Consider the following 22,915-nt stretch of genomic DNA (forward strand, 5'->3'; position numbering starts at 1 on the left):
CCGCCGGGCCGATACCGGCGGGGCCACGCGGCTGACCTGCGCGGACGCCGGAGAAGCGGGAGCCGCGGGAGCGATGGCAGGAGGTTGCCCATGCAACCTCTTGACACCCGTCGGGCACGGTCCGGGCGGTCGCCCGGGCGCACAATTGCGAGCGCGGGTCCGACGGCCGTCAGGCCGCCAAGGACCCACTGTCCGAGCTGATCCACGGGGGAGAGCTCACCCCCTTCGCCGCTTCATCCACACGCCGCGAGATCCGCGCGGCGTGTGCGTGGCAGGAGGAATGATGGAATTCCAGTTGCTCGGTCCCGTCGAGGCGCGCCGGGCCGACAGGCCGGTCCCGCTCTCCGGGACGAAGATCCACACGGTGCTCGCGACCCTGCTGCTGAACCACGGCACCCTGGTCTCCGACGCCCGGCTGAGCACCGCGCTGTGGGGGTGCGACCCGCCGGCGACCAGGAGCGCCCAGATCTACACCTACGCGTCCCGGCTGCGCAAACACCTCGGCCCGGAAGCCGATCTCGTCCGCCTGGCCCAGGGGTACCTCATCCGCATCGGCTCAGCACGCCTGGACGTGGAGGACTTCGACCGTGCCGCCCGCCTCGGCCGCGAGGCCCTGGACCAACACCGCTACTACGACGCCTCGACGCACCTGCGGTCGGCACTCGCCCTCTGGCGGGGCTCCGCCCTGGCCAATGTCACCGAGCACCTCGCCGAGCGGGAGCGGCCGAGCATGGAGGAGGCGCGACTGGTCACGCTGGAGCACCGCATCGAGGCCGACCTGGCGCTCGGCCGGCACCTCGAACTCGTTCCCGAGCTGACCGGCCTGCTCGGCGAGCACCCGCTGCGCGAGCGGCTGCGGTCCCAGCTGATGACCGCGTTGTACCGTTGCGACCGGCAGGCCGACGCGCTCGGCGCCTACCACGCTGGCCGCCGGACACTGGCGGAGGAACTCGGCGTCGACCCCGGGCCGGTGCTCAACGACACGTACCAGGCGATCCTGCGCGGCACTCTCCTGTCAGAGGTGGAGACCGCCCCGGCCTGGTCCGCCACCCTGCCGCGGCCTCGTCCGGTGCCCGCCATGCTGCCCCCACAGCCCGCCGACTTCACCGGGCGCCGCAGCGAACTGAGCCGCATCCGGGCGGTGTTGACCGGGCAGCCCGGTCGGTCCGGCACGGTCCTGCTGACCGGCATGCCCGGCATCGGCAAGAGCACGCTCGCGGTCCGGGCCGCACACGCCTGCCGGCAGGACTTCCCCGACGGCCAGCTCTACGCCGACCTCAGACGCCCGGACGGTTCCCCGCGGAGCCCGTGGGAGGTGCTCTCGCGCTTCCTGCGGGCACTCGGCGCCGCCCCCGCGGACTCCGCCGACCTCGATGAACTGGTCGGCCTCTACCGCACCCATACCGTCGGCAAGCGGCTGCTGATGGTGCTCGACCGGGCCGCCGACGACCGGCAGATCGCCCCTCTGCTGCCCAGCGACCCCGGCATCGGCCTGATCGTCACCAGCCGGACGCATCCCGCCGCGTTGCCCGGCGGGGTGGCGCTGACCGTGCCGCTGCTCGGCGCCGCCGAAGCGCTGGAGTTCCTCGGCACGCTGGCGGGCCCCGAGCGGATCCAGGAGAACGCCGACGCCACCCGGGCGATCATCGAGGCCTGTGCCGGCCTGCCGCTCGCGCTGCGGGTCTGCGGGATGCGGCTCGCCGCCCACGCGCACTGGTCCACCGGCAGACTGGCCCGCCGCCTGTCCGTGCCGCGGGACCGCCTGGAGGAGATGAGCTTCGGCGAACTCGACGTGGAGCAAAGGCTGCTGAGTTCGCTCATGGGCCTCGACCAGCGGGCCAGAGGCGCCCTGCCGAGGCTGGCCGCCCTGCCCGTGGCGAGGTTCCCGGCCGAGGCCGCCGCCCTGGCCCTGGGCACCGCGGTGGGCCCGGCCGAGCAGGTGCTGGACGACCTGGTCGAGGCCCGGCTGCTGGAGGTGAGCACCGGCAGCCGCCCCCAGTACGGCTTCCACGAGCTGGTACGGCTGTTCGCCCGCACCCTCCCGGCGCCCGCGACGGCGGTCCGCTCGGTCGCCTGAGCGCACCCCGGTCGGCCCGCCGTCACCGGCACGCCGACCGGGAGCCGGCCGTCACGGCAGCAGCACGACCTGAGCCGCCCAGGAGAGCCCCGCACCGAACGCGGTGAGCAGCGCACGGCCGCCGGGGGCCACGGCTCCGGTCTCCCGGAGGCGGTCGAGGGCCAGGGGAACGGAGGCGGAGGAGGTGTTGCCGGCGTACTGGATGTCCCGCGCCACGGCGACCCGCGGCGGCAGGCCCAGCCGGGCGGCCAGCGCGTCGGTGATCCGCAGATTGGCCTGATGGGGGACGAACGCCGCCAGGTCGGCCGCGTGCACACCGGCGGCGGACAGGGCCTGTTCGGCGACCGCGGGGATCCGTTCGACCACCCAGCGGAACACCTCGGGGCCGGCCATCCGCATCGTCGGCCAGGGCAGGCCCGGGTCGTCGCGGTGCTCCACCCAGGTCGCCGAATGCGCGATGAGCTGTCGCTGCCCGCCGTCCGCGCCCCACACCGTCGGTCCGATGCCGCCTTCGGGGCCCGGTCCCACGACCACGGCGCCGGCACCGTCGGCGAAGAGGAACGCGGTGGAGGCGTCGCACGGGTCGACGATGTCGCTCATCTTGTCGGAGCCCACCAGGAGCACGTGCTCGGCCGTGCCGCTGCGCACGAGCCCGTCGGCCACGCCCAGCCCGTAACAGAACCCCGCGCAGGCCGCGTCGAGATCGAGCGCCGCCGACCCGGTGCCGAGCCGGTGGGCCACCTCCGGGGCACCGCCCGGGCTCTGCCGGACGTGGGACATGCTCGTCAGCAGCACCATGTCCACCCGGCCCGGAGGCAGACCGGACTCGGCCAGCGCCTTGCGGGCGGCCTCGACGGCCATGTCCATCACCGTCTCACCGGGATCCGCGTAACGGCGCTCGACGATGCCGGTACGGCGCCGGATCCAGGCGTCGGAGCGGCCCGTACGGGCCTCGAACTCGTCGTTCCCGACAATTCGCCGCGGCCGGTAGGTGCCGATCCCCAGAATGCGGGCGCCTCGTACGGGATCTTGTGTCGTCATGTCGCTCGAGTGTGGGAGCCGTCCCTATCCTGCGCCTATACGTCCGGGTCCCCCGCCCCGCCGCCCACGCGGAGGAAGGCGCGGCCGCGCAGCACCGGCACGCCCTGGCGCTGCTCGACGCCCTCGGAGTCCGTGACGGAGACGGTGGTGAAGCGCCCTCGCGCCGTGCTGAGCCAGAACCGGTCGTCGAACGAGAGGGTCTCCCCTTCCCGGTACAGCGCCCCGCGCAGCCGTCCGCGCCGGAACACCACCTCGGGCGGGGTCGCCCGGCCGCCTTCGCGTACGCCCCAGGCCAGGGTGAACCGGCGGCGGTCGCCTCCCGTGGCACAGCAGGCGCCCCGCAGCGTGCCGGGCATCAGGGAACTGGGCACCACCACGTCGACGAGGGCTCCGGCGACGTACACCTCCAGGGCGACGCGCCCCAGGGAGGCCGGGCCGAGCCGCACCAGCCAGGGCGCGTCCCCGAGCCCCGCCCACGTCTGGTGGAGGGGACGGGGAGATTCCTGGTTCCGCAAGATGTCCACCGCAGAAGTCCTCCGCTGCCGCCGTCGTCGCCCGTCGCACGGGTGCCGCCCCGAGTCTGGCCGGTGGGATGCGCCGGTTCGCCCCTACCAGCATCCGACTTCGTGGTGGTGCTGGTGCCACCGGAGAACGGGGCGCCGGCACGGGAGCGGACTTCGTCACCGGTGGTCCGAGCGGCGGAGCGAGCGACCGACCGAGGCCGCCACCCCCCACAGGAGAGGCCTCGGCCGGCGCACGGCACGGACCGGCGTGCGGTCCGTACTCTCTTCAGCGCCGTGCGTGCGTTTTGTGTCACACCGCGTTCCGTCACCCGCTGGTTGCAGGTTGTACAAACATGGACGTAGGCCCTGACAAGGCCGTACCGTGCTGCTTCGCGCCGCGGCCGGGCGCAGATCTCCGAGTGGGCGGGATTGAGAGAGTGCTGGGGGACGACGCGGAGCTGACCGCCGCGGTGCTTGCGGCGCAGGACGGGGACGAGACCGCGTTCCGGACTGTGTACCGCGCCGTGCACCCACGGCTGCTGGGATACGTACGCACGCTCGTCCCCGACGCGGACGCCGAGGACGTCGCCTCCGAGGCCTGGCTGCAGATAGCGCGCGACCTCGACCGGTTCAGCGGCGACGCCGACCGGTTCCGCGGCTGGGCGGCCCGCATCGCGCGCAACCGCGCCCTGGACCACATACGCATGCGGGGCCGCCGCCCCGCGATAGGCGGCGACGAGTCGGAGCTGACCGGCAAGCCCGGCGAGGCCGACACCGCCGGGGAAGCCATGGAGTCCCTCGCCACCGGTGAGGCGCTGGCCCTGATAGCGCAGCTCCCGCAGGACCAGGCCGAGGCCGTCGTGCTCAGGGTCGTCGTCGGCCTCGACGCCAAGACCGCCGCCCAGACCCTCGGCAAGCGCCCCGGAGCCGTCCGCACGGCGGCCCACCGGGGTCTGAAACGGCTCGCCGAACTGATCGGCGCGGACCCCGCCGACCCCGCGAGCGCCCTGGGCGCCGTACCCCCTCAGAGAGAGCCGCGCGTGCGCGCGGGGACGTCCGCCGGTGTGACGCAAACGCGTACGCGGACGCAGAAGGACATGTGATGGCCGACGAGCAGGACAAGTGGCTGGACCGCGAGGCCGCGGAGCGTTTGCTGCGCGGTGAGCCCCTCGAGGACGTCGACCCTCACGCACGCGTCCAGGCCGACCGGCTGGCCCGGGCGCTCGGCGCGCTGGCCGCCGGCGACCCGTCGGCGGCGCCCGGCGGGAGCGGTGCCGAGCCGCGCGAACTCCCGGGCGAGGCCGCCGCGCTGGCCGCGTTCCGCGCCGCCCGGAGCGGCCCCGCGAAGGACGCCCGAGCCTCGGCCGCGTACGCGACGTCCGCCCATGCGGCCGCCGCGGCCGAGACCGTACGCCGGAGCCGGGCCGCCGATCGCCCGGGGCCCAGCCGCTGGGGCAGACCGGTGCGTTTCGGGCTCGCAGCGACGCTCGCGGCCTGCATGGCCGGCGGTGTCGCCGTGGCGGCGGGGACGGGCGTGCTGTCGTCGCCGTTCAGCGGGCACGACGCGCCGGCCCCCGCCGCGTCCGTGTCGGCTGCCGCCACCCCCGAGGCGTCCCGGACCTCACCGTCGGCCGAGGCCGAGGAGCCGTCCGAGGAGCTGCTGCCGGACGGCACGGCGCCGCCCGGCGGGGAAGCCACGCGTGAGCCCCACACCCGTACGCCCCCCGAGGCGGAGGCCGGGGGCGAGCACCCCGGCGGTGCCACACCGCTCCCCGACGCCGAGGGGACGCCGCGCGTCGGCGACACCAAGAAGTGGCACCGCAAGGTGATATCCGCCTGCCGCGACTACCGCAGCGGCGTCCTCCAGGGCGACAAGCGGCGCCGCCTCGAAGAGGCCGCCAAGGGTTCCTCCCGGGTGGGGGACTTCTGCGGCCGGATCCTCGGCGGCACGGCCGCCGGCGGCCGACACGGCGGCGGTGGCCAGGGCGGCGGTGGCCGAAGCGGTGGAGACGGCGGGAGCACTGGCGCCCCGGACGGCGAGGCGGGCGGCGGGGCCGGCGGCAGCTCGGGCGGCGAGGCAGGTGGCAGCTCGGGCGGCGACACCATCCCGGCCCCCGGCCTCCCGCACCCCACCCCCACCACCTCCTACAGCGCCCTGCCCCACTTCCCCCACCCGCCGCGCTGACCCCCGCCCCGGGTGGACCACACCCCCCACCCCGGCCCACGGCGCCCGGCCCACCGCTCTGCCGCACCAGCCCCTGTCCGGCGGAACGCGTCCCGGCCCGCTGGGTCGGCACACCGGCCTGCCGCACGACCCATATCGGGCGGACCCCGTCACGCGCCGCGGGGCCCGGCACACCGCCCTGCCGGCTCCCCATGTGACCGGACCCGCCGGGCAGGCACGGACGCCCCCCACCCCCACGGAGTAGCTGCCCGCCCCGGAAAATCCGCCCACCCCCAGGTGTGACGTTTTTCGGAGGCGCGGCGCAGTAAGAAGTGAGCCGACTGGTCATCGGCCCGGGCACGAGCCGGGGGTTCCCCCCGTACCTTCGGCTCCGTGCCATCGGCGTGGGCGGGATCTGTTCCCCCGATCCCGCCCACGCCGCTTTTCCGGGGGATGCCTCCCGGGGGACGCCTCCCAAGGGAGGCCCGCTACTTGTAGATGACGACCCGGTCGCCCTCCCGTACCTGCGCGAAGAGCGCCGCGATCTTCTTCTCGTCCCGGACGTTCACACAGCCGTGCGAACCGCCCGCGTAGCCCCTGGCCGCGAAGTCCGCCGAGTAGTGCACCGCCTGGCCGCCGCTGAAGAACAGGGCGTACGGCATGGCCGTGTCGTAGAGCGTCGAGACGTGGTGCCGGGACTTCCAGTACACGCGGAAGGTGCCCTCGCGGGTCGGCGTGTACTGCGAGCCGAACCGCACGTCCATCGTCGACACGGCCCTGCCGTCGATCATCCAGGTCAGCGTCCGGCTGCCCTTGGCGAGGCACAGGACCCGGCCGGTCAGGCACCGCTTGTCCGGCGCGAGCGCGGGCGCCGCCGCCGGCCTGCCCCCGCCCGCGTGCAGCTCGGAGCGCGTCGGCTCGCGCGTCATGGCGAGGAGCCGTCGCCAGGTGACGGTGTCGGTCCTGCCGGTGGGAGGCAGGCCGCGCTTGCCCTGGAAGCCCCGGACCGCCTCGGCCGTGACCGGGCCGTACGTACCCGAGGGGCCCTGGCGGAACCACCCGATCTGCCGGAGCCGCGCCTGCAGCTCGCGCACCCGGGCACCCCGGTCGCCCTCGCGCAGCAGCGTCCGCGGGCTCGGACCACCGGGGGTTGTCGAATGACCCCGAGGCGGCGCCGCCGAGACCCGCGGCTTCCCGTCCGCGCCGACCGGGCCCGCCCCGCCCGGCCCCCCGCCCTCCGCGTCGACCGCGACCGCCTTGCACCCCGCGGTCAACGCCAGTACCGCCACGGCCCCCACCGATATCGCGACCCTGCCCATCACGCCTCCGGTGCCTCCGGACAACATTTCTGGGAGTGTTTCCCGGTTTGCCGCGCGTGACGCGTCCCGGCGGCAGGCGCAAGCTGAAGGCATGACACACGAGTCGGAGTCCGGACTGCCCATCGAACCCGTGTACGGCCCCGAGGCCCTCGCGGGCTGGGACCCGGAACACAAGCTCGGCGCCCCCGGCGCGTACCCCTTCACCCGCGGCGTCCATCCGACGATGTACACCGGCCGCCCCTGGACGATGCGCCAGTACGCGGGCTTCGGCACCGCCGCCGAGTCCAACGCCCGCTACCGGCGGCTGATCGAGCACGGCACGACCGGCCTGTCGGTCGCCTTCGACCTGCCGACCCAGATGGGCCACGACTCCGACGCGCCCCTCGCGCACGGCGAGGTCGGCAAGGTCGGGGTCGCCGTCGACTCGGTCGAGGACATGCGGGTGCTGTTCGACGGCATCCCGCTGGACCAGGTCTCGACCTCCATGACGATCAACGCGCCCGCCGCGCTGCTGCTCCTCATGTACCAACTGGTCGCCGAGGAGCAGGGCGTGGCCGCCTCCCGGCTCACCGGGACGATCCAGAACGACGTACTGAAGGAGTACATCGCGCGCGGCACGTACATCTTCCCGCCGCAGCCCTCCCTGCGGCTGACCGCGGACATCTTCCGGTACTGCGGGGCCGAGATGCCGAAGTGGAACACCATCTCCATCTCCGGCTACCACATGGCGGAGGCGGGTGCCTCGCCCGCGCAGGAGATCGCCTTCACCCTCGCCGACGGCATCGAGTACGTGCGCACGGCGATCAAGGCGGGCATGGCCGTCGACGACTTCGCGCCGCGCCTGTCCTTCTTCTTCGTGGCACGTACGACGATCCTGGAGGAGGTCGCCAAGTTCCGCGCGGCCAGGCGCATCTGGGCCCGCGTCATGCGGGAGGAGTTCGGCGCGCGGAACCCCAAGTCGCTGATGCTGCGCTTCCACACCCAGACGGCCGGCGTCCAGCTCACCGCCCAGCAGCCCGAGGTGAACCTCGTCCGGGTCGCCGTCCAGGGCCTCGGCGCGGTCCTCGGCGGCACCCAGTCGCTGCACACCAACTCCTTCGACGAGGCCATCGCGCTGCCCACCGACACCTCCGCCCGGCTGGCGCTGCGCACCCAGCAGGTCCTCGCGTACGAGACGGACGTGACGGCGACCGTCGACCCCTTCGCCGGGTCGTACGTCGTGGAGAGCATGACGGACGACATGGAGGCGGCGGCGGTGCGGCTGATGGAGCGCGTCGAGGAGCTGGGCGGCGCGGTGCACGCCATCGAACGGGGCTTCCAGAAGGGCGAGATCGAGCGCAACGCCTACCGCATCGCCCGGGAGACGGACAGCGGCGAACGCGTCGTCGTCGGCGTCAACCACTTCCGGCTCGACGAGGAGGAGCCCTACGAGCCGCTGCGCGTGGACCCCGCCATCGAGGCGCGGCAGACCGCCCGGCTGGCCCGGCTGCGCGCCGAACGCGACCAGGCGGCGGTGGACGCCGCCCTCGCCGCCCTGAAGGACGCGGCGAAGGGCGACGCCAATGTCCTCCCTCCGATGAAGGACGCCCTGCGCGCCCGCGCCACGGTGGGCGAGGTGTGCGACGCGCTGCGCGCGGTGTGGGGCGCGTACGTGCCGGTCGACGCGTTCTGAGGGAAGCCGGGCACGGGGTCCGCTCAGTGGTGCCAGGCCGAGCCGCCCACGTTGTGGATCATCCGCTGGAGGACCTTCAGGGTGTGGACGTAGTCCTCGTCCGTGACGCCCTCGCGGATCTCCGCGAGGATGTCCCGCTGGCGCGCGGCCACGCCGTCCCGCAGCTCGCGGCCCGCCTCGGTGAGGGCGATGCGGCCGGCGGCGTCCTCGGTGACCAGGCCGCGGTCGTGCAGCGCGCCGATGTTGTGCCGCAGGGCGCTCTCGCCGGTTTCCAGGTAACCGCGCAGGACCGCCACGACCTCGTCGCGGTCGCGGCCCTCCGGTGGCGCGTCCAGGAGCTGGTTGAGAATCCACCACTGGGGCTGGGTGAGGCCGAGTTCGGCGAGGGCGGTGCGGATGTGGTTGACCACGGCCGCGCCCGCCGCCGAACTCCAGTAGCCGATGGGCTGGTTGAGCAGGTCCGCGTCACTGTGCGAGTACGTGAAGGTCGTCATGCGCCCGAACGTAGGACCTCAAGTCGACTTGAGGTCAAGCCGCACCGGACCAGGTAGTCCACCAGCCCGTCCCGCGCCCGCTCGCCCGCCCACCCGACGTACCCGTCGGGCCGGACCAGGAACAGGCCCGTCCCGTACGGCGCGTACGCGGGCACGCGGTGGGCCCGCAATTCCGCGCCCTCCAGTGGCGGCAGCACGGTGTCCGTGCCCACCGCGAGCAGGGTGAAGTGCGGGCCCCGGAACGCGTCGAACAGGGTCCCCGTGCCGCACGGCCCGTCGGGCGCCCGGTCGCCCGCCCGCAGCGCCTGCGGCGGCAGACCCGTCCGGGTCTCCACCGCCAGCGACGCCTCGCGGTAGCCGATGCCGAGCTGCCGGGTGGCCGCGCCGCGCCGCTCCTCACCGCGGTGGATGCGGGTGGACAGGCCCAGCATCGCCGCGGCGTTGGGCCGCCGCTCCTCCTCGTAGGTGTCGAGCAGCGCCTCGGGCGCGCCGTGGCGCAGGACCGCGCCCAGCTTCCAGCCCAGGTTGTAGGCGTCCTGGACGCTGGTGTTCAGGCCCTGGCCGCCCGCGGGCGAGTGGACGTGCGCCGCGTCCCCGGCGAGGAGGACGCGGCCCTCCCGGAAGCGGTCCGCCAGTGCCGCGCGCGGCCGGAAGTCGGAGGACCAGCGGACCTCGGTCACGTCGTCGGCGCGCAGATGGGTGCGGGCGGCGACGAGATCACGTATGCCCGACAGGGAGAGGTCGGGTGTCGTGCCCGCGGGGAACTGCGCGGTCAGCTGGAAGTCGGCGGTGCCGGGCAGCGGGCAGATCGCCGTGTACAGGCCGCTGTCGTCGGCGGCCGGGAACAGGTGCCAGTTGTCGCGGTCCAGCGCGGGCACGCGGATGTCGGCCACCAGGATCGGGTTCGGGTCGACCGTCTCGCCCGTCATGGTGATGCCGAGGGCCCGGCGCAGGGTGGAGCGCCCGCCGTCCGCCGCCACCGCGTACGCCGCCCGCACCCGCGTACCCGTCGACAGCTCTGCGGTGACCCGCTCGGCGTCCTGCGTCAGGCCCGTCACGGCCGTGCCGAACGCGACGTCGCCGCCCAGCTCCCGCAGGCGCGCCAGGAGGATCTCCTGGGTGCGCCACTGGGGGAGCATGCGGGCCTCGGCGTACGGGGCGCTCTCCGTGGCCTCCGGTGCGTCGAACATGCGGTGCTCGCCGTGGCGTCGGCCGTCCCGCCACACCATCCCGACCGGCATCGGGCCGCCGGCCGCGAGGACCGCGCCGGTCACGCCGAGGTCGTCGAAGACCTCCATGGTGCGGGGCTGGAGGCCCTTGCCGCGCGAGCCGGGGAAGAGGGCGGGGGCCCGTTCGACGACCAGGGCGCGCACACCGCGCCGGGCCAGGTCGCAGGCGAGGGCGAGCCCGGTGGGGCCGGCGCCCACGACGAGCACCGGAGTTTCCTTAACGCTGTTAAGTTCCATGCCGCAGAGCCTGCGCTTAACGGTGTTAAATTGTCAAGGTGGCTACGACGAAGCTGGACCGCACCCGCGTGGCGCGCACCGCGCTCGACCTGCTGAACGAGACCGGCCTGGAAGGGCTGACCCTGCGCGCCATCGCCCGGCGCCTGGACGTGCAGGCGCCCGCCCTGTACTGGCACTTCAAGGACAAGCAGGCGCTGCTCGACGAGATGGCGACGGAGATGATGCGGCGCATGGCCGACGACTTCCTGGCCGCGCCCGCCGACGACTGGCGCGAGGCGCTCACCGGCGCGATGCGCGGACTCCGCGGCCATCTGCTGCGCCACCGCGACGGCGCCAAGGTGTTCAGCGGCACCCGCTACACGGACCTGTCGTACGCGGCCCCCCTGGAGGCCTTCCTGCGCACGCTCGTCGCGGCGGGCTTCACGCCGGGCGCGGCCGCCCGCGCCTGGTTCACCGTGTACAGCTACACCATCGGATACGTCATCGAGGAGCAGTCCACGGCCCCCGCCCCCGGCGGCGGCGAGGGCGGCTACGACCTCGCGGCGCGCGCCGAGCGCCTGGCCGCGTACCCGCTGGCCGCGGCGGCGGGCGAGGAGATGTTCGCCGACCACGACCGCGGCTTCGAGGCGGGGCTCGCCGCGGTCGTGGCGGGCGTCGCGGCGACGCTCGTCACCTCGGGGGCGTGAGGCTCCGGGAGAGGCCGGTGCGGATCAGCGGCGTCAGCCGCTCCTCCACGTACCGGTTCAGGAGCCACGCGAGGGCCAGCATCCCGGCGATCGTCAGCCCGAAGGTCGCGTGCGACGGCAGCCCGAGGCCCTGGTGCAGTGCCTCCACCGCCACCCAGCCCAGATGCTCGTGCACCAGGTAGAAGGGGTACGTCAGGGCGCCCGCGACCGTCAACCAGCGCCAGTTCACCCGGTCCAGGTGGCCGAGCGCGATGAGCAGCACCGCGGCGAAGCCGGCCGTGACGACCGCGATGATCACGGCTGAGGAGCGCTGGGAGAAGAAGGCCGGGTCCGGCGCGTGCCACAGCCCGGCGACCGCGAAGTGCTGGCCGATCAGCCAGCTCACGCCCACGATGCCCCACGCGGTGAGGTCGGCGCGGTCACGGTGGAGGAGGTACATGCCGATGCCGCCGACGAAGAAGGGCGCGTACTGCGGCATCAGGACCACGTCGAGGAGCGGCTGGCCGGCCCCGGCCGCGATCGCCGCCGCCAGGGTCCACACCGCGCAGAACAGCACCACCCGGGCGCGGGTCGCCCCCGGCAGCACGACGCAGAGCGCGAACAGGGCGTAGAAGCGCAGCTCGGCCCAGAGCGTCCAGCACACGCCGAGCACCCGGTCGGCGCCCAGCGGCTGCTGGAGCATGGTGAGGTTGACCAGCGTGTCACTGGGGGAGGCCGCGGCCCAGGCCACGGCCGGCAGCGCGAAGACCGCCGTCACCAGGACGATCGCCGCCCAGTAGGAGGGCAGCAGCCGGGACGCCCGGGAGGCGAAGAAGGAGCGCAGGGGCCTGCCCCAGCCGCTCATGCAGATGACGAAACCGCTGATCACGAAGAAGATCTGGACGCCGAGGCAGCCGTAGGCGAACCACTCGTGGGCGGTCGGGAACTGAAGCCTGGGCGAGCTGCCCCAGGCCTTGGTTATCTCTCCGTCCCGACCGCCGTAGTGGTAGGCGGCGACCATGAGCGCGGCGATCAGGCGCAGCCCGTCCAGGGCGCGCAGCCGGGGTCTCGCGCGCGCGGGCACGATGGTGGCCGCGCGCGGGGCGGCGCCCGCCCCCGGGGAGAGCTCCGGGAGCGTGGGGGTGGGGGCCGTCATCCGAGCGCGGTCCGCTTGATGGAGCGCTGCACCGAACGGGCCCGGCGGGCCACGCGCCGCACCGCCGCGTTGCGCGGGATGAACGCGAGCTGGGAGGGCAGCGCTCCCGGCAGGGCGAGCGCGGTGAGGCGGCGCCGCTTGAAGTAGCGCCAGGTACCGGCGCCGAGGTGCTGGGTCAGATAGCGCTCGGCGGCGGGGCGCAGCGCCGGGTAGATCTGGGGCTGCATGGCGAAGCCGACCGCCTTGAGCAGGTCGGTCAGCTCGCCGGTGCCAAGGCCGGGACGCCGCTCCTCGACCGCCGCGCGGTCGCCCAGTTCGGGCAGCAGCGCGTCGACGATCGTGACGGGGACGCGGTTGCTGTTCTGGTAGGGCGCGAGGCGCTCCAGCAGCAGATCGGTGCCGGTGCGGGCGACGGGCAGGCCGTAGAGCGCGGACGCCGTGAGCAGGGCCGTGGAGAAGCAGCCGATCACCAGCGCGGGCCGCATCCGCTGGTAGAGGACCTCGGCGAGTACGGGGGAGTCGAGCACCGTCAGCTCGACGCCGATCGCCTCCGCCTCCTTCTCCAGGGCGCGCGACCAGCGGGCGGGCGCGGTGGGGTGCGGCTTGAACACCACACGGGTGTGGCCGAGTTCGGCGGCGCCGCGCACCATGCGGATGTGCAGCTCCTCCTCTTCCTCGGCGGTGAGGATGGACAGCGCCGACAGGTACTGGCCGAGGACGAGGGCGGGCGCCTCGGGACCGGACGGCGCCGCCCCCTCCAACTCGGCTCCGTCCTCGGCGAGTACCGCGAGCACCTTGACGAAGGCGTCCGTCGGCACGATCTCGGGCCGGACGCCGAACTCGGTGAGCAGCAGCGGGGTGAGCCCCGGCACCAGGTCCAGGTGGAGCAGCCGCCGCACGCGGGTGCCCACCAGGGGGTCGAGCTTGTTGCGGGTGGGGCCGTAGCTCATCAGGCCGTCGGCGTAGACGTCCACGGGGGCGCCGGTGAAGATCTGGGTCAGCGCGAGCGCGGGATGGACCTGGATCGACTCGACGGCCAGCTCCACCTGGTCGTCACCGAGGTCCCAGAGCAGCCGCACGTACCGCTCCCACAGCACGACGTCGTCGCCGCGCGGGGACCAGCCGCCGGGGTGGAAGGGGGCGATGGCCTCGTTCCAGGACCGTACGTCGTCGAAGCGGCCGCGCAGCCGCTCGAAGCCCGGCATCCCGTCGAGCGAGGTCGTGGTCTCCGGGGTCGCCGCGTTGTTGCTGACGAGCAGGACGCGGCGGTCGGCGGGGCCGAAGAGGTCGGCGTCCAGGGCCGCGGCGAGCGTCGCGACGCCGTACAGCGTGGAGGCCAGGAAGATCTGCGTGGTGCGCCGGCCGGTGGGTGAGGTCGTCATCACGCGGCCACCTCCGCGGAGACGGGGCGGCGGCGCAGCCTGCGCAGCCGGGTCGCCCGCTGGATGTCCATGGAGTCCAGCGCGTCGTCCAGCACGCCCTGCGGCATCCGCTTCAAGGCGGCCGCACTCATCGACTTCAATTTGCGCGCCACGGCCGGCTCGAACCTTTCGATGGATCCCAGATGATGGGAGATGATCGCGCAATAGGTGCGCACGGCCTTCGGCAGGAGTTTTTCGGCGTCCCGGTCCGCCGCGGTTTCCCGTACCACCTGGTCGAATGCCTTGATGAAATCGAGCTGGCGCACGTCACCGATCTGGGTGAGCGAGGAGGCGACCCCGCGCCGGTAGAACACCCCGAGCAGTCCGACCGCGGCGAAGGATTCGGCCTCGCGGTGCAGCCGCCAGATCCAGGGCCGGTCCTCGGCGGTGCGCAGCCCGTCGGTGAAGTGCAGCAGGCCCACGTCGGCGAGCCGGCGGTGGTAGATGCCCGCCCAGGCGTACGCGTAGTCGACGGACGTCGAGCGGTCGGCGGGCAGGATCACCTCCCGCGGGCTCATCACTTCGCCGCGCCTGCCGTGCGGGACCCGGTGCACCGTACGGGCCCGGGCGGTGCACTGCACATGGTCGGTGCGCACGAAGTCGCACCCCAACTCCTCGATGGACGCGAGGAGTTGCTCGTAGTACCCGGGGGCGAGCCAGTCGTCGCCGTCCAGGAACGTGAGGTACTCGCCGCGCGCCGCGTCGAGGCCGGTGTTGCGGGCGGTCGCGAGGCCGCCGTTCTTCTCGTGTCTGAGGTGGACGGCGCCGGGAAGCTCGCGCGCCGCACGCTCCAGGATGTCCGGTGTCTCGTCGCGCGAACAGTCGTCGACGAGAATGAATTCGAAGTCGTCACGCGCGTTCGCGCGCAGACTCCTCAAGGTGTCGGGCGCGTATTGCTGCACGTTGTAGAACGGCACGATGACGGAGAGCTTAACCACGAGGGTGACGTTAGGTGTCGGCCCGTCATTCGTCTCGACCCGCAGGGGGATGCGAGGTGAACGACGCGTGGCGGAATGGTTAACCGGGCCGCCGAAGAGACGTTTCCGGAGCCGCTTCGCCATTCGTCGGCACGCTGTTAACCGTTTGTTGCACCTGAGTTGGGCCGCGAATCGACATCGCTTCCTAGCGTCTGGGGCGTGCCAGCAAGTAACCAGAACCCGCCGCGGGTGGCCGTGCTCGCCGACTCCGACACACGATGGAAGTGGGGCGCCCTCACCGCGCACCGCATCGCGTCGGACAGTCGGTCCGGGTCCGACGGCCACCGCCTCAGCGGGTTCCTGCTCCGCGGCCGGGCCACCCCGACGCCCCGGCAGCTCGACGAGGTGGGGGTGCGCGCGGACAGCCTGCGCGAGGTCACCGCCGTCGAGTTCCTGCGCGAGATGGAGCGGGACACGCCCGATGTGATCGTGCTCGCCCTGGTGGGCGGGGCGGTCCAGGCGATGCTGCACGGACTCGCCCGCGTCACCGAGGACGCCCGCCTGACCGGGCGGCCCACCAAGCGCCCCGTCGTCGTCACCGGCTACGTCGGCGTCGTCTACGAGAAGCTCGCCGACGGCCTCCTGCTGCGGCACGGCGCCGACGTCGTCCTCGCCAACTCCCGCCAGGACGCGGAACGTTTCCGCGCCGTGTACGAAGGAGTGGGCGCCGACGCCTCGTCGGTCACGGAGGCCGCCCTGCCCTTCCTCGGCGGCGCGCCCTACACCGGGCACGACCCGTACACGGTCGTCTTCGCCGCCCAGCCCTCCGTCCCGGAGAGCGCCGCCCACCGCGTCTACCTGCTGCGCCGCCTCGCCGAGCACGCCCGCCTGCACCCCGACCGCGAGGTCCTGCTCAAACTGCGCAGCAGGCCCGGCGAACACACCACCCACATCGAGGAACTGCCCTACCAGAAGCTGGTCCAGCGGCTGGAGGGCGGCCTGCCCGCCAACTGCCGCCTCGTCTACGGACACATGGGCGAGGTCCTGGACCGCACCGACCTGCTGGTCACCGTCAGCTCCACGGCCGCCCTGGAGTCCCTGCACCGGCGCGTGCCCACCGCGGTCCTCACCGACCTCGGGGTGCGCGAGGCGCTCGGCAACCACCACTTCACCGGCTCCGGGTGCCTCGCCTCCTGGGACCAGCTGGACGCGGGCCACCTGCCCGTGCCCGACGAGCGCTGGCTGGCCCGGCAGGGCGTCGCCGCCGACGGCGCCTACGAACGGGCCTTCGACGAGGCGCGGCGGAAGGTCGCCGACCTCCTCGCCGACGCCGCCGCCGGCCGCATCGCACCCCTGAAGCCGTACTACAGCCTCACCACCGCCCGCGGCTATCTGCCCGGCATCCTCGCCCGCCACCACCTCGGCCCCGACGGCTCCCCGCTGCCGGGCGCCCCCGCCGCCGACAAGGACCCGGGCCCCGTACGGCAGATCGTGCGCCGCGCGGCCCGCGGCGCCTACCGCCACGGGGTGCAGCGCGTGGCCCCCGTCATCCGGCGGATGGGCGAGCTGTGAACTCCCACGACCTCCCACTCCCAGGAGTCCCCATGTCCCACCCCGGCCCAGCGGAGCCGCCGGTCCGCCGCGTCCTCGCCGTCATCCCCGCCCGCGGCGGCTCCAAGGGGGTGCCCGCCAAGAACCTCGCCCCGGTCGGCGGCGTGCCGCTGGTGGTGCGCGCCGTCCGCGAGTGCCTGGCCGCGCGGCACGTCACGGACGTGGTGGTCTCCACCGACGACCACGTGATCGGCGAGGCCGCCCGCGCCGCCGGCGCCGAGGTGGTGCTGCGCCCCGCCGCGATCGCCGGGGACACCGCGACCAGCGAGGCCGCCGTCCTGCACGCCATGGACGCCCACGAGGCCCTGCACGGCGCCCGGGTCGACGTCGTCCTGCTCGTGCAGTGCACCAGCCCCTTCCTCACCCGCGAGGACGTCGACGGGGTGGCCGGCGCCGTCCTGGACAAGGGCGCCGACACCGCCGTCACGGTCGCCCCCTTCCACGGCTTCATCTGGCGGGACGCGGCCGACGACGCGGACGGCCCCGCCGACGTCCCCGCGCAGCGCACCGACTCCGTGGGCGGCACGGCGACCCTCGCCAACTCCACCCGTACCCGCGGCGGTTACGGCGTCAACCACGACAAGTCCTTCCGGCCGCGCCGCCAGGACCGCCCCCAGGACCTCCTGGAGACCGGCGCCGCCTACGCGATGGACGCGGCGGGCTTCCGCACCCACAAGCACCGCTTCTTCGGGCACACCGAGCCGGTCCGCACCGACCCGGCCCGCGTCCTGGAGGTCGACGACCCGCACGACCTCGCCCGCGCCCGCGCCCTCGCCCCGCTCTTCGACGCGGAACGCCCGGAGGGCGCGCTCCCCACCGCCGCCGACATCGACGCGGTGGTCCTCGACTTCGACGGCACCCAGACCGACGACAGGGTGCTGGTCGACTCCGAGGGACGGGAATTCGTCTCCGTGCACCGCGGCGACGGCCTCGGCATCGCGGCGCTGCGCAAGAGCGGCCTGCACATGCTGATCCTGTCCACGGAACAGAACCCGGTCGTCGCCGCGCGCGCCAGGAAGCTCAGGCTCCCGGTCCTGCACGGCATCGACCGCAAAGACCTCGCACTGAAGCAGTGGTGCGAGGAACAGGGCATCGCGCCCGAGCGCGTGCTCTACGTCGGCAACGACGTCAACGACCTGCCGTGCTTCGCCCTCGTGGGCTGGCCCGTGGCGGTCGCGAGCGCCCATGACGTCGTACGCGGCGCGGCCCGCGCGGTCACCTCCCTGCCCGGCGGTGAAGGCGCGATCCGAGAGATCGCCAGCTGGATCCTCGGCCCCTCTCTCGACTCCCCCGACAAGTAAGGAACGCATCACCATGAGCTCCACCACCTCGATCGACGCCACCTCCCGTCTGCGTCGCTTCGGCTCCAAGACGGCCGGCCCCGGCCGCCCCGTCTACATCACCGGCGAGATCGGCATCAACCACAACGGTGACCTGGAGAACGCCCTCGCGCTCATCGACGTGGCCGCCGACGCCGGCTGCGACGCGGTGAAGTTCCAAAAGCGCACCCCGGAGATCTGCACCCCGCGCGACCAGTGGGACATCGAGCGCGACACGCCCTGGGGCCGCATGACGTACATCGACTACCGCCACCGCGTGGAGTTCGGCGAGTCCGAGTACCGGGCCATCAGCGAGCACTGCGCCAAGCGCGGCATCGACTGGTTCGCCTCCCCGTGGGACACCGAGGCCGTCGCCTTCCTGGAGAAGTTCGACCTGCCCGCCCACAAGGTCGCCTCCGCCTCGCTGACCGACGACGAGCTGCTGCGCGCCCTGCGCGCCACCGGCCGCACCGTCATCCTGTCCACCGGCATGTCGACGCCGAAGCAGATCCGCCACGCCGTCGAGGTCCTCGGCTCGGACAACATCCTGCTCTGCCACGCCACGTCCACCTACCCGGCGAAGGCCGAGGAGCTGAACCTGCGCGTCATCAACACCCTCCAGCAGGAGTACCCGAACGTCCCGATCGGCTACTCCGGCCACGAGACGGGCCTGCAGACCACCCTCGCGGCCGTCGCCCTCGGCGCCACCTTCGTCGAGCGCCACATCACCCTCGACCGCGCCATGTGGGGCTCCGACCAGGCCGCCTCCGTCGAGCCGCAGGGCCTGACGCGGCTGGTCCGCGACATCCGCACCATCGAGGCCTCCCTCGGCGACGGCGTCAAGAAGGTCTACGAGTCGGAGCTCGGCCCGATGAAGAAGCTGCGCCGCGTCACGGGCGTCGTCGCCGAGGCCGAGTCGGCGGACGCCGAGCCGGTCGCGGTCTGAGCGCCCACCGAGCACCGGGAGACGGACAGACGACGATGAGCCCCCGCGCCGGCCGCACGGCCGACACCACCGCCCCCTCCACGCTCGCCTTCGTGGAGAGCCCTGTTCAGCTGCTGAACGTCCTGGAGTGGGCGCACGCCGCGGCCGCGACCGGCCCGGCCGGGGGCCTCACCGTCGTCGTCCTGTCGCCCAACGACCCCATGACGCGGGGCCAGTTGCGCCGCATGGCGCAGCTCGCCCGCGACGAGGGCGTGGAAGTGCGCTGGGAGGAGGCGCGCGGCGGCGCGAGCGCCCCCTTCCAGACGATAGGCGGCCTCGCGGGCGTGCTGCGCAAGGCGGACCGGATCGTCATAGGCGATCCGTTCTCCCGCTACGTACAACTCCTCTTGACGATCACCCGCGCCCGCTCCCTGGTGGTGGTGGACGACGGCACGGCGACGATGGAGTTCGTCTCCCAGCTCGCCCGCGGCGAGCGCCTGGTGCGCTGGCACCGCAAGGGCGGCCGGCCCGGCCCCCGCGACCTCGTCTTCGCCCCCGTCTCCGCCTCGGCCCGGCGCCGCCTCACCCCCGGCGGGGCGCGCACGGTGGAGGTCTTCTCCGCCATGCCGATCGACCAGGCGCCGCCCGGCGTGGAGATCACCGTCAACGCCTTCGCCTGGACGAAGGAACGCTTCGGCCCGCCCCGCATCACCGGCGGCGCCGACCTGGTCGGCACCTCCCTCGTCGAGACGGGCGTGGTGGACCCCGACCGCTATGTGGAGGCGGTCCGCGCACTGGCCCTGGCCCACGGCGCCCGGCGCTATTTCGCCCACCGCCGGGAGAGCTCCGAGAAGCTCCACCGGCTCGCGGTGGAGACGGGCCTACAGGTGGTGCGCCCGGACCTGCCGCTGGAGCTGATCGCCCGCCGCGGCCCCATCGGCCCCACGATCCTCAGCTTCCCCTCCACGGTCGTCCACACCCTGCCGCTGGCCCTCGCGGGCACCGAGGTGAAGGTGGCGGTCTGCGACATCGATCCGGCCTGGCTCACGGAGAACGCCTCGCCGCGCGCCCAGGGCTTCCTGTCCGGCGTGACGGGCACGGCCCGGGACGTGCACCGCCTGACGTCGGTCATCACCTCGGCCGGCGGCCCGAGGGGTGTGAGGTCCCCGGCGGCCGGGTGAGCCGGGCAAGTGCTCAGCCGCCGAACCGCGCCACGTACCGCCGCTGCCAGGGCGTCTCCACCGCGTGCCGGTCGTAGTGGGCGCGTACGAAGGTGACGGCCTCCCGGGCGGGCACCCCGTCCAGCACGGCCACACAGGCGAGGGCCGTCCCGGTGCGCCCGCGCCCGCCCCCGCACGCCACCTCCACGCGCTCCCCGGCCGCCCGCTCCCACACCTCGCCCAGCAGCTCCCGCGCCCGGCCGCGGTCGCTCGGCAGCCGGAAGTCGGGCCAGCGCAACCACCGGGACTCCCAAGGGACTTCGGGTGGCCGCTTGCCGAGGAGGTAGACGCCGAAGTCGGGCGCGTCCCCCTCGGGCAGGGGGTGCCGGAGCCCCCGCCCCCGGACGAGCCGTCCGGAGGGCAGCCGCAGGACCCCGGCGCCGTCGGCCCGCCACGTACCCGTGTTCTCACTGCCGGTCATGCCCGCAGACTAGGCGCCGCCACCGGCCGGGGCAGCGCACTTCGCCTGCCGCGCAGCCCGAAGGCGCTGACCAGCGCGGCCAGCAGGGCGGCGGCCAGGGGCACCCACAGGGCCGCGCGGTAGCCGTCCAGCAGGTCGTCGGGCGCACCGGACGCCGTAGCGGCGACGTTCACGGCCGTGGCCGCCGAGAGGCCGAGCGCCGCGCCGAACTGGAAGGACGTGTAGAGCAGCGCCCCGGCGAGCCCCTGCTCCTCCTCGGCGACCCCCTCGGTGGCGGCGATGGTGAGCGGCCCGTAGGCCAGCGAGAACGCGAGGCCGACGACGATCAGGCTCGGGAGCATCATCGCGTACGTCCAGTCGGCGCCGACCGGCAGGAACAGGGCGTAGGCGAGCGCGGCCAGGAGCAGCCCGCCGAAGATCACCCGGGCGTTGCCGAAGCGGGCCACCAGCCTGGGCGTGAGCAGGGGGGAGAGGATCGCGTCGGTGCCCATGACGAGCATCGCGAGGCTGGTCTGCAGCGTCGACCAGCCCCGCAGCTCCTGGAGGTAGAGCACGACCAGGAACTGGAAGCCGAAGAAGCCCCCGGCGAAGAGCAGTCCGGAGAGGTTGGCGCGCACGAGGTCGCCGCCGCGCAGGATGCCGAGGCGCACCAGCGGGGCCGCCGCGCGGCGTTCGACCGCGACGAAAGCGGCGAGCAGGGCGAGACCGGCGCCGACCGTGGCCGCGGTCCAGCCGGCCGAGGCGTGCGGGGCACGCTCCACACCGAGGACGAGCAGCACGATGGCGCCGGTGACGGTGAGCCCGCCCACCAGGTCGAAGCCCCCGCCCGCCACCCGCTCCGGACGCGCCGTCCTCGGCACCAGGGCGAGGGCGGCCGGCAGGATCAGGGCGCAGAGCACGACCGGCGCGAAGAACACCCAGCGCCAGCCGACCGAGGCCAGCAGCCCGCCCGCGACGAGCCCGACCGAGAAGCCGCCGGCCGCGGTGCCGGAGTAGAAGAGCAGGGCCTTGTTGCGCTGCGGCCCCTGCGCGAACCCGGTGGTGATGATCGAGAGGCCGGCGGGCGTCATGAAGGCCGCCGCGATCCCGGTGACGAACCGGGCCGCGATCAGCGTCCACCCCTCGGTGGCGAGCCCGCCGAGCCCGGAGAAGGCGAGGAAGACGGTGAGCCAGAACACGAACATCCGGCGCCGCCCGAAGAGGTCGGCGGCGCGCCCACCGAGCAGCATGAAACCGCCGTAGCCGAGGACGTACGCGCTCATCACCCACTGGAGGGAGCCGGTGGACAGGCCGAGGTCGGCGCGGATGGCGGGCAGGGCGACGTTGAGCATGGCGATGTCGATGCCCTCCAGGAAGATCGCCCCGCACAGGACGAGGAGGACACCCCACTGACGAGGGGTCCAGGAGGGGGTCGGTCCTTCGGCGGGGCCGGGGGCATGGGCGCTCATGGCGGCTCAACTCTCCTGCTGGCGATCGCTGTTGTTGTCTCCTCAACCACCTTCGGTGGGCCGGCGGAGCGGAACAACGCCGAAGATCGCAACGTTCGTTCAAGCAGGCTGAACGATCCGACGACCTGGGGGCCCGATGCCGATCGAGCGCGACGAACTGGAGTGCTTCCTCCTCCTCGCCGAGGAGCTGCACTTCGGCCGCACCGCCGAGCGGATGCGGCTGTCCAGGGCGCGCGTGACCCAGCTCGTGCAGCGGCTCGAACGCCGGGTGGGCGCCGCGCTGTTCGTCCGCACCAGTCGCCGCGTCGCCCTCACCGGACTCGGCCGGCAGCTGCGCGCCGACCTCGCGCCGCACCACCGGGCCATCGAGGACGCCCTGGACCGGGCCGCCGCCACCGCGCGGGGCATCGAGGCGGTGCTGCACGTCGGCTTCTCCAACCCGCTGACCGGCGAGATCGTCATGAAGGCGACGGAAGCCCTGCGCGTCAGCCACCCCGGCCTCGCCGTGGAGGTCTGCGAGGTCCCCCTCGCCGATCCGTACGGACAGCTGCGCAGGGGCGAGTTCGACGTGCAGCTCACCGAGTTCCCCGTCCGGGAGGACGACCTCGACGGCGGCCCGCAGCTGCTCGCCGAGGACCGCGTCCTCGCCCTGCCCGCCGCCCATCCGCTGGCCGCGCGGGAGACGGTGACCCGGGAGGACCTCGCGGACGTCCCGCTCCTCACCCTCGCGGGCGAGGTCCCCGACTACTGGCTGGAGCACCACGTCCCCGCCCGCACCCCGAGCGGGCGCCCGATCGAGCGGGGGCCCGGCGTGATCAATCTGCAGGAGGGCCTGATCCTGGTCGCGGCCGGCCGGGGCGCGCTCCTCGCCCCGGCCCACACGGCCGTCTACTACGCCCGCCCGGGTGTCGTCTACGTCCCCTTCGCGGACGCGGAACCGACCGGTTACGGCCTGGTGTGGCGCCTCGGCCACGACACGGGGGCGGTGGCGGCATTCGCCAGAACGGCCCGTGAGGTGACGACCTGAGGCCCGCTCCCGGCGGAGCCCGCCAGGCCGGCGCTCCTTGCCTCGCCCG

The 22,915-nt window shown here is 73.8% G+C and carries 20 protein-coding genes; 10 read left to right on the top strand and 10 right to left on the bottom strand.

Going from position 1 to position 22,915, the window contains the following annotated elements; genetic code table 11:
- The first annotated feature begins 283 nt into the window (after positions 1–283).
- Positions 284–2,077 (top strand): AfsR/SARP family transcriptional regulator, encoded by a 1,794-nt coding sequence (locus ACZ5GP_RS29415; protein WP_468753731.1) that lies wholly within the window; start codon positions 284–286, stop codon positions 2,075–2,077.
- 51 nt (positions 2,078–2,128) lie between these two features.
- Here ACZ5GP_RS29415 and ACZ5GP_RS29420 read toward each other — a convergent pair whose 3' ends face one another.
- The gene (locus ACZ5GP_RS29420) at positions 2,129–3,118 is read right to left on the bottom strand and encodes a beta-ketoacyl-ACP synthase 3 (protein ID WP_468753732.1); all 990 of its coding nucleotides are present in this window, start codon (positions 3,116–3,118) and stop codon (positions 2,129–2,131) included.
- 35 nt (positions 3,119–3,153) lie between these two features.
- On the bottom strand, positions 3,154–3,642 hold the full coding sequence (locus ACZ5GP_RS29425; protein WP_468753733.1) for a hypothetical protein: 489 nt from the start codon (positions 3,640–3,642) through the stop codon (positions 3,154–3,156).
- 416 nt (positions 3,643–4,058) lie between these two features.
- Here ACZ5GP_RS29425 and ACZ5GP_RS29430 point away from each other — a divergent pair, with 416 nt between their 5' ends.
- Together ACZ5GP_RS29430 and ACZ5GP_RS29435 are read left to right on the top strand one after the other, a co-directional pair.
- Positions 4,059–4,724, top strand: a complete 666-nt coding sequence (locus tag ACZ5GP_RS29430) for an RNA polymerase sigma factor (RefSeq protein WP_468753734.1) — start codon at positions 4,059–4,061, stop codon at positions 4,722–4,724.
- Positions 4,724–5,806: a hypothetical protein gene (locus ACZ5GP_RS29435; protein ID WP_468753735.1), complete on the top strand. Its 1,083-nt coding sequence runs from the start codon at positions 4,724–4,726 to the stop codon at positions 5,804–5,806. Before ACZ5GP_RS29430 ends, ACZ5GP_RS29435 begins: the two co-directional genes overlap by 1 nt.
- A gap of 467 nt (positions 5,807–6,273) precedes the next feature.
- Here the strand turns inward: ACZ5GP_RS29435 and ACZ5GP_RS29440 are convergent, their stop codons facing one another.
- Entirely contained in the window at positions 6,274–7,131 is an 858-nt protein-coding gene (locus tag ACZ5GP_RS29440; RefSeq protein WP_468753736.1) for a L,D-transpeptidase family protein, read from the bottom strand.
- Between the two features lie 64 nt (positions 7,132–7,195).
- Between ACZ5GP_RS29440 and ACZ5GP_RS29445 the strand changes: the two genes are divergently transcribed.
- Positions 7,196–8,776: an acyl-CoA mutase large subunit family protein gene (locus ACZ5GP_RS29445; protein WP_468753737.1), complete on the top strand. Its 1,581-nt coding sequence runs from the start codon at positions 7,196–7,198 to the stop codon at positions 8,774–8,776.
- A 23-nt stretch (positions 8,777–8,799) separates the two neighbouring features.
- On the opposite strand, the gene ACZ5GP_RS29450 is transcribed toward ACZ5GP_RS29445, so the two are convergent.
- Both ACZ5GP_RS29450 and ACZ5GP_RS29455 read right to left on the bottom strand, forming a co-directional pair.
- On the bottom strand, positions 8,800–9,270 hold the full coding sequence (locus ACZ5GP_RS29450) for a MarR family winged helix-turn-helix transcriptional regulator (protein WP_468753738.1): 471 nt from the start codon (positions 9,268–9,270) through the stop codon (positions 8,800–8,802).
- Positions 9,267–10,736, bottom strand: a complete 1,470-nt coding sequence (locus ACZ5GP_RS29455) for an FAD-dependent monooxygenase (RefSeq protein ID WP_468753739.1) — start codon at positions 10,734–10,736, stop codon at positions 9,267–9,269. Before ACZ5GP_RS29455 ends, ACZ5GP_RS29450 begins: the two co-directional genes overlap by 4 nt.
- A 38-nt stretch (positions 10,737–10,774) precedes the next feature.
- On the opposite strand from ACZ5GP_RS29455, the gene ACZ5GP_RS29460 reads away from it, so the two are divergent.
- Positions 10,775–11,422, top strand: coding sequence for a TetR/AcrR family transcriptional regulator C-terminal domain-containing protein (locus ACZ5GP_RS29460; RefSeq protein WP_468753740.1), 648 nt, complete (start codon positions 10,775–10,777; stop codon positions 11,420–11,422).
- Here ACZ5GP_RS29460 and ACZ5GP_RS29465 read toward each other — a convergent pair.
- From ACZ5GP_RS29465 to ACZ5GP_RS29475, 3 genes are read right to left on the bottom strand one after another with little or no spacing between them, the layout of a single operon-like run.
- Positions 11,406–12,557 (bottom strand): acyltransferase family protein, encoded by a 1,152-nt coding sequence (locus ACZ5GP_RS29465; RefSeq protein ID WP_468753741.1) that lies wholly within the window; start codon positions 12,555–12,557, stop codon positions 11,406–11,408. The two genes, ACZ5GP_RS29460 and ACZ5GP_RS29465, sit on opposite strands and share 17 nt — an antisense overlap.
- Complete coding sequence (locus ACZ5GP_RS29470; RefSeq protein WP_468753742.1) at positions 12,554–13,939, bottom strand: polysialyltransferase family glycosyltransferase; 1,386 nt, start codon at positions 13,937–13,939, stop codon at positions 12,554–12,556. Before ACZ5GP_RS29470 ends, ACZ5GP_RS29465 begins: the two co-directional genes overlap by 4 nt.
- Positions 13,939–14,916 (bottom strand): glycosyltransferase family 2 protein, encoded by a 978-nt coding sequence (locus tag ACZ5GP_RS29475; protein WP_468753743.1) that lies wholly within the window; start codon positions 14,914–14,916, stop codon positions 13,939–13,941. The genes ACZ5GP_RS29470 and ACZ5GP_RS29475 overlap by 1 nt, the downstream gene beginning before the upstream one ends.
- Before the next feature lie 198 nt (positions 14,917–15,114).
- Between ACZ5GP_RS29475 and ACZ5GP_RS29480 the strand changes: the two genes are divergently transcribed.
- From ACZ5GP_RS29480 to ACZ5GP_RS29495, 4 genes are read left to right on the top strand one after another with little or no spacing between them, the layout of a single operon-like run.
- Complete coding sequence (locus ACZ5GP_RS29480; RefSeq protein ID WP_468753744.1) at positions 15,115–16,467, top strand: DUF6716 putative glycosyltransferase; 1,353 nt, start codon at positions 15,115–15,117, stop codon at positions 16,465–16,467.
- Between the two features lie 32 nt (positions 16,468–16,499).
- Positions 16,500–17,807, top strand: coding sequence for a cytidylyltransferase domain-containing protein (locus ACZ5GP_RS29485; RefSeq protein ID WP_468753745.1), 1,308 nt, complete (start codon positions 16,500–16,502; stop codon positions 17,805–17,807).
- A gap of 13 nt (positions 17,808–17,820) precedes the next feature.
- Positions 17,821–18,771, top strand: a complete 951-nt coding sequence (locus ACZ5GP_RS29490) for an N-acetylneuraminate synthase family protein (protein ID WP_468753746.1) — start codon at positions 17,821–17,823, stop codon at positions 18,769–18,771.
- A 35-nt stretch (positions 18,772–18,806) separates the two neighbouring features.
- Positions 18,807–19,931, top strand: coding sequence for a hypothetical protein (locus ACZ5GP_RS29495; RefSeq protein ID WP_468753747.1), 1,125 nt, complete (start codon positions 18,807–18,809; stop codon positions 19,929–19,931).
- A gap of 13 nt (positions 19,932–19,944) precedes the next feature.
- On the opposite strand, the gene ACZ5GP_RS29500 is transcribed toward ACZ5GP_RS29495, so the two are convergent.
- Entirely contained in the window at positions 19,945–20,391 is a 447-nt protein-coding gene (locus ACZ5GP_RS29500) for a protein-tyrosine phosphatase family protein (protein WP_468753748.1), read from the bottom strand.
- Entirely contained in the window at positions 20,388–21,839 is a 1,452-nt protein-coding gene (locus ACZ5GP_RS29505) for an MFS transporter (protein WP_468753749.1), read from the bottom strand. The genes ACZ5GP_RS29500 and ACZ5GP_RS29505 overlap by 4 nt, the downstream gene beginning before the upstream one ends.
- A gap of 136 nt (positions 21,840–21,975) precedes the next feature.
- On the opposite strand from ACZ5GP_RS29505, the gene ACZ5GP_RS29510 reads away from it, so the two are divergent.
- Positions 21,976–22,866 carry a LysR family transcriptional regulator gene (locus ACZ5GP_RS29510; RefSeq protein ID WP_468753750.1) on the top strand — a complete coding sequence of 297 codons (891 nt, stop codon included), beginning with the start codon at positions 21,976–21,978 and terminating at the stop codon, positions 22,864–22,866.
- Positions 22,867–22,915 lie beyond the last annotated feature (49 nt).

The sequence above is a fragment of the Streptomyces sp. NPDC031466 genome (assembly GCF_055581265.1).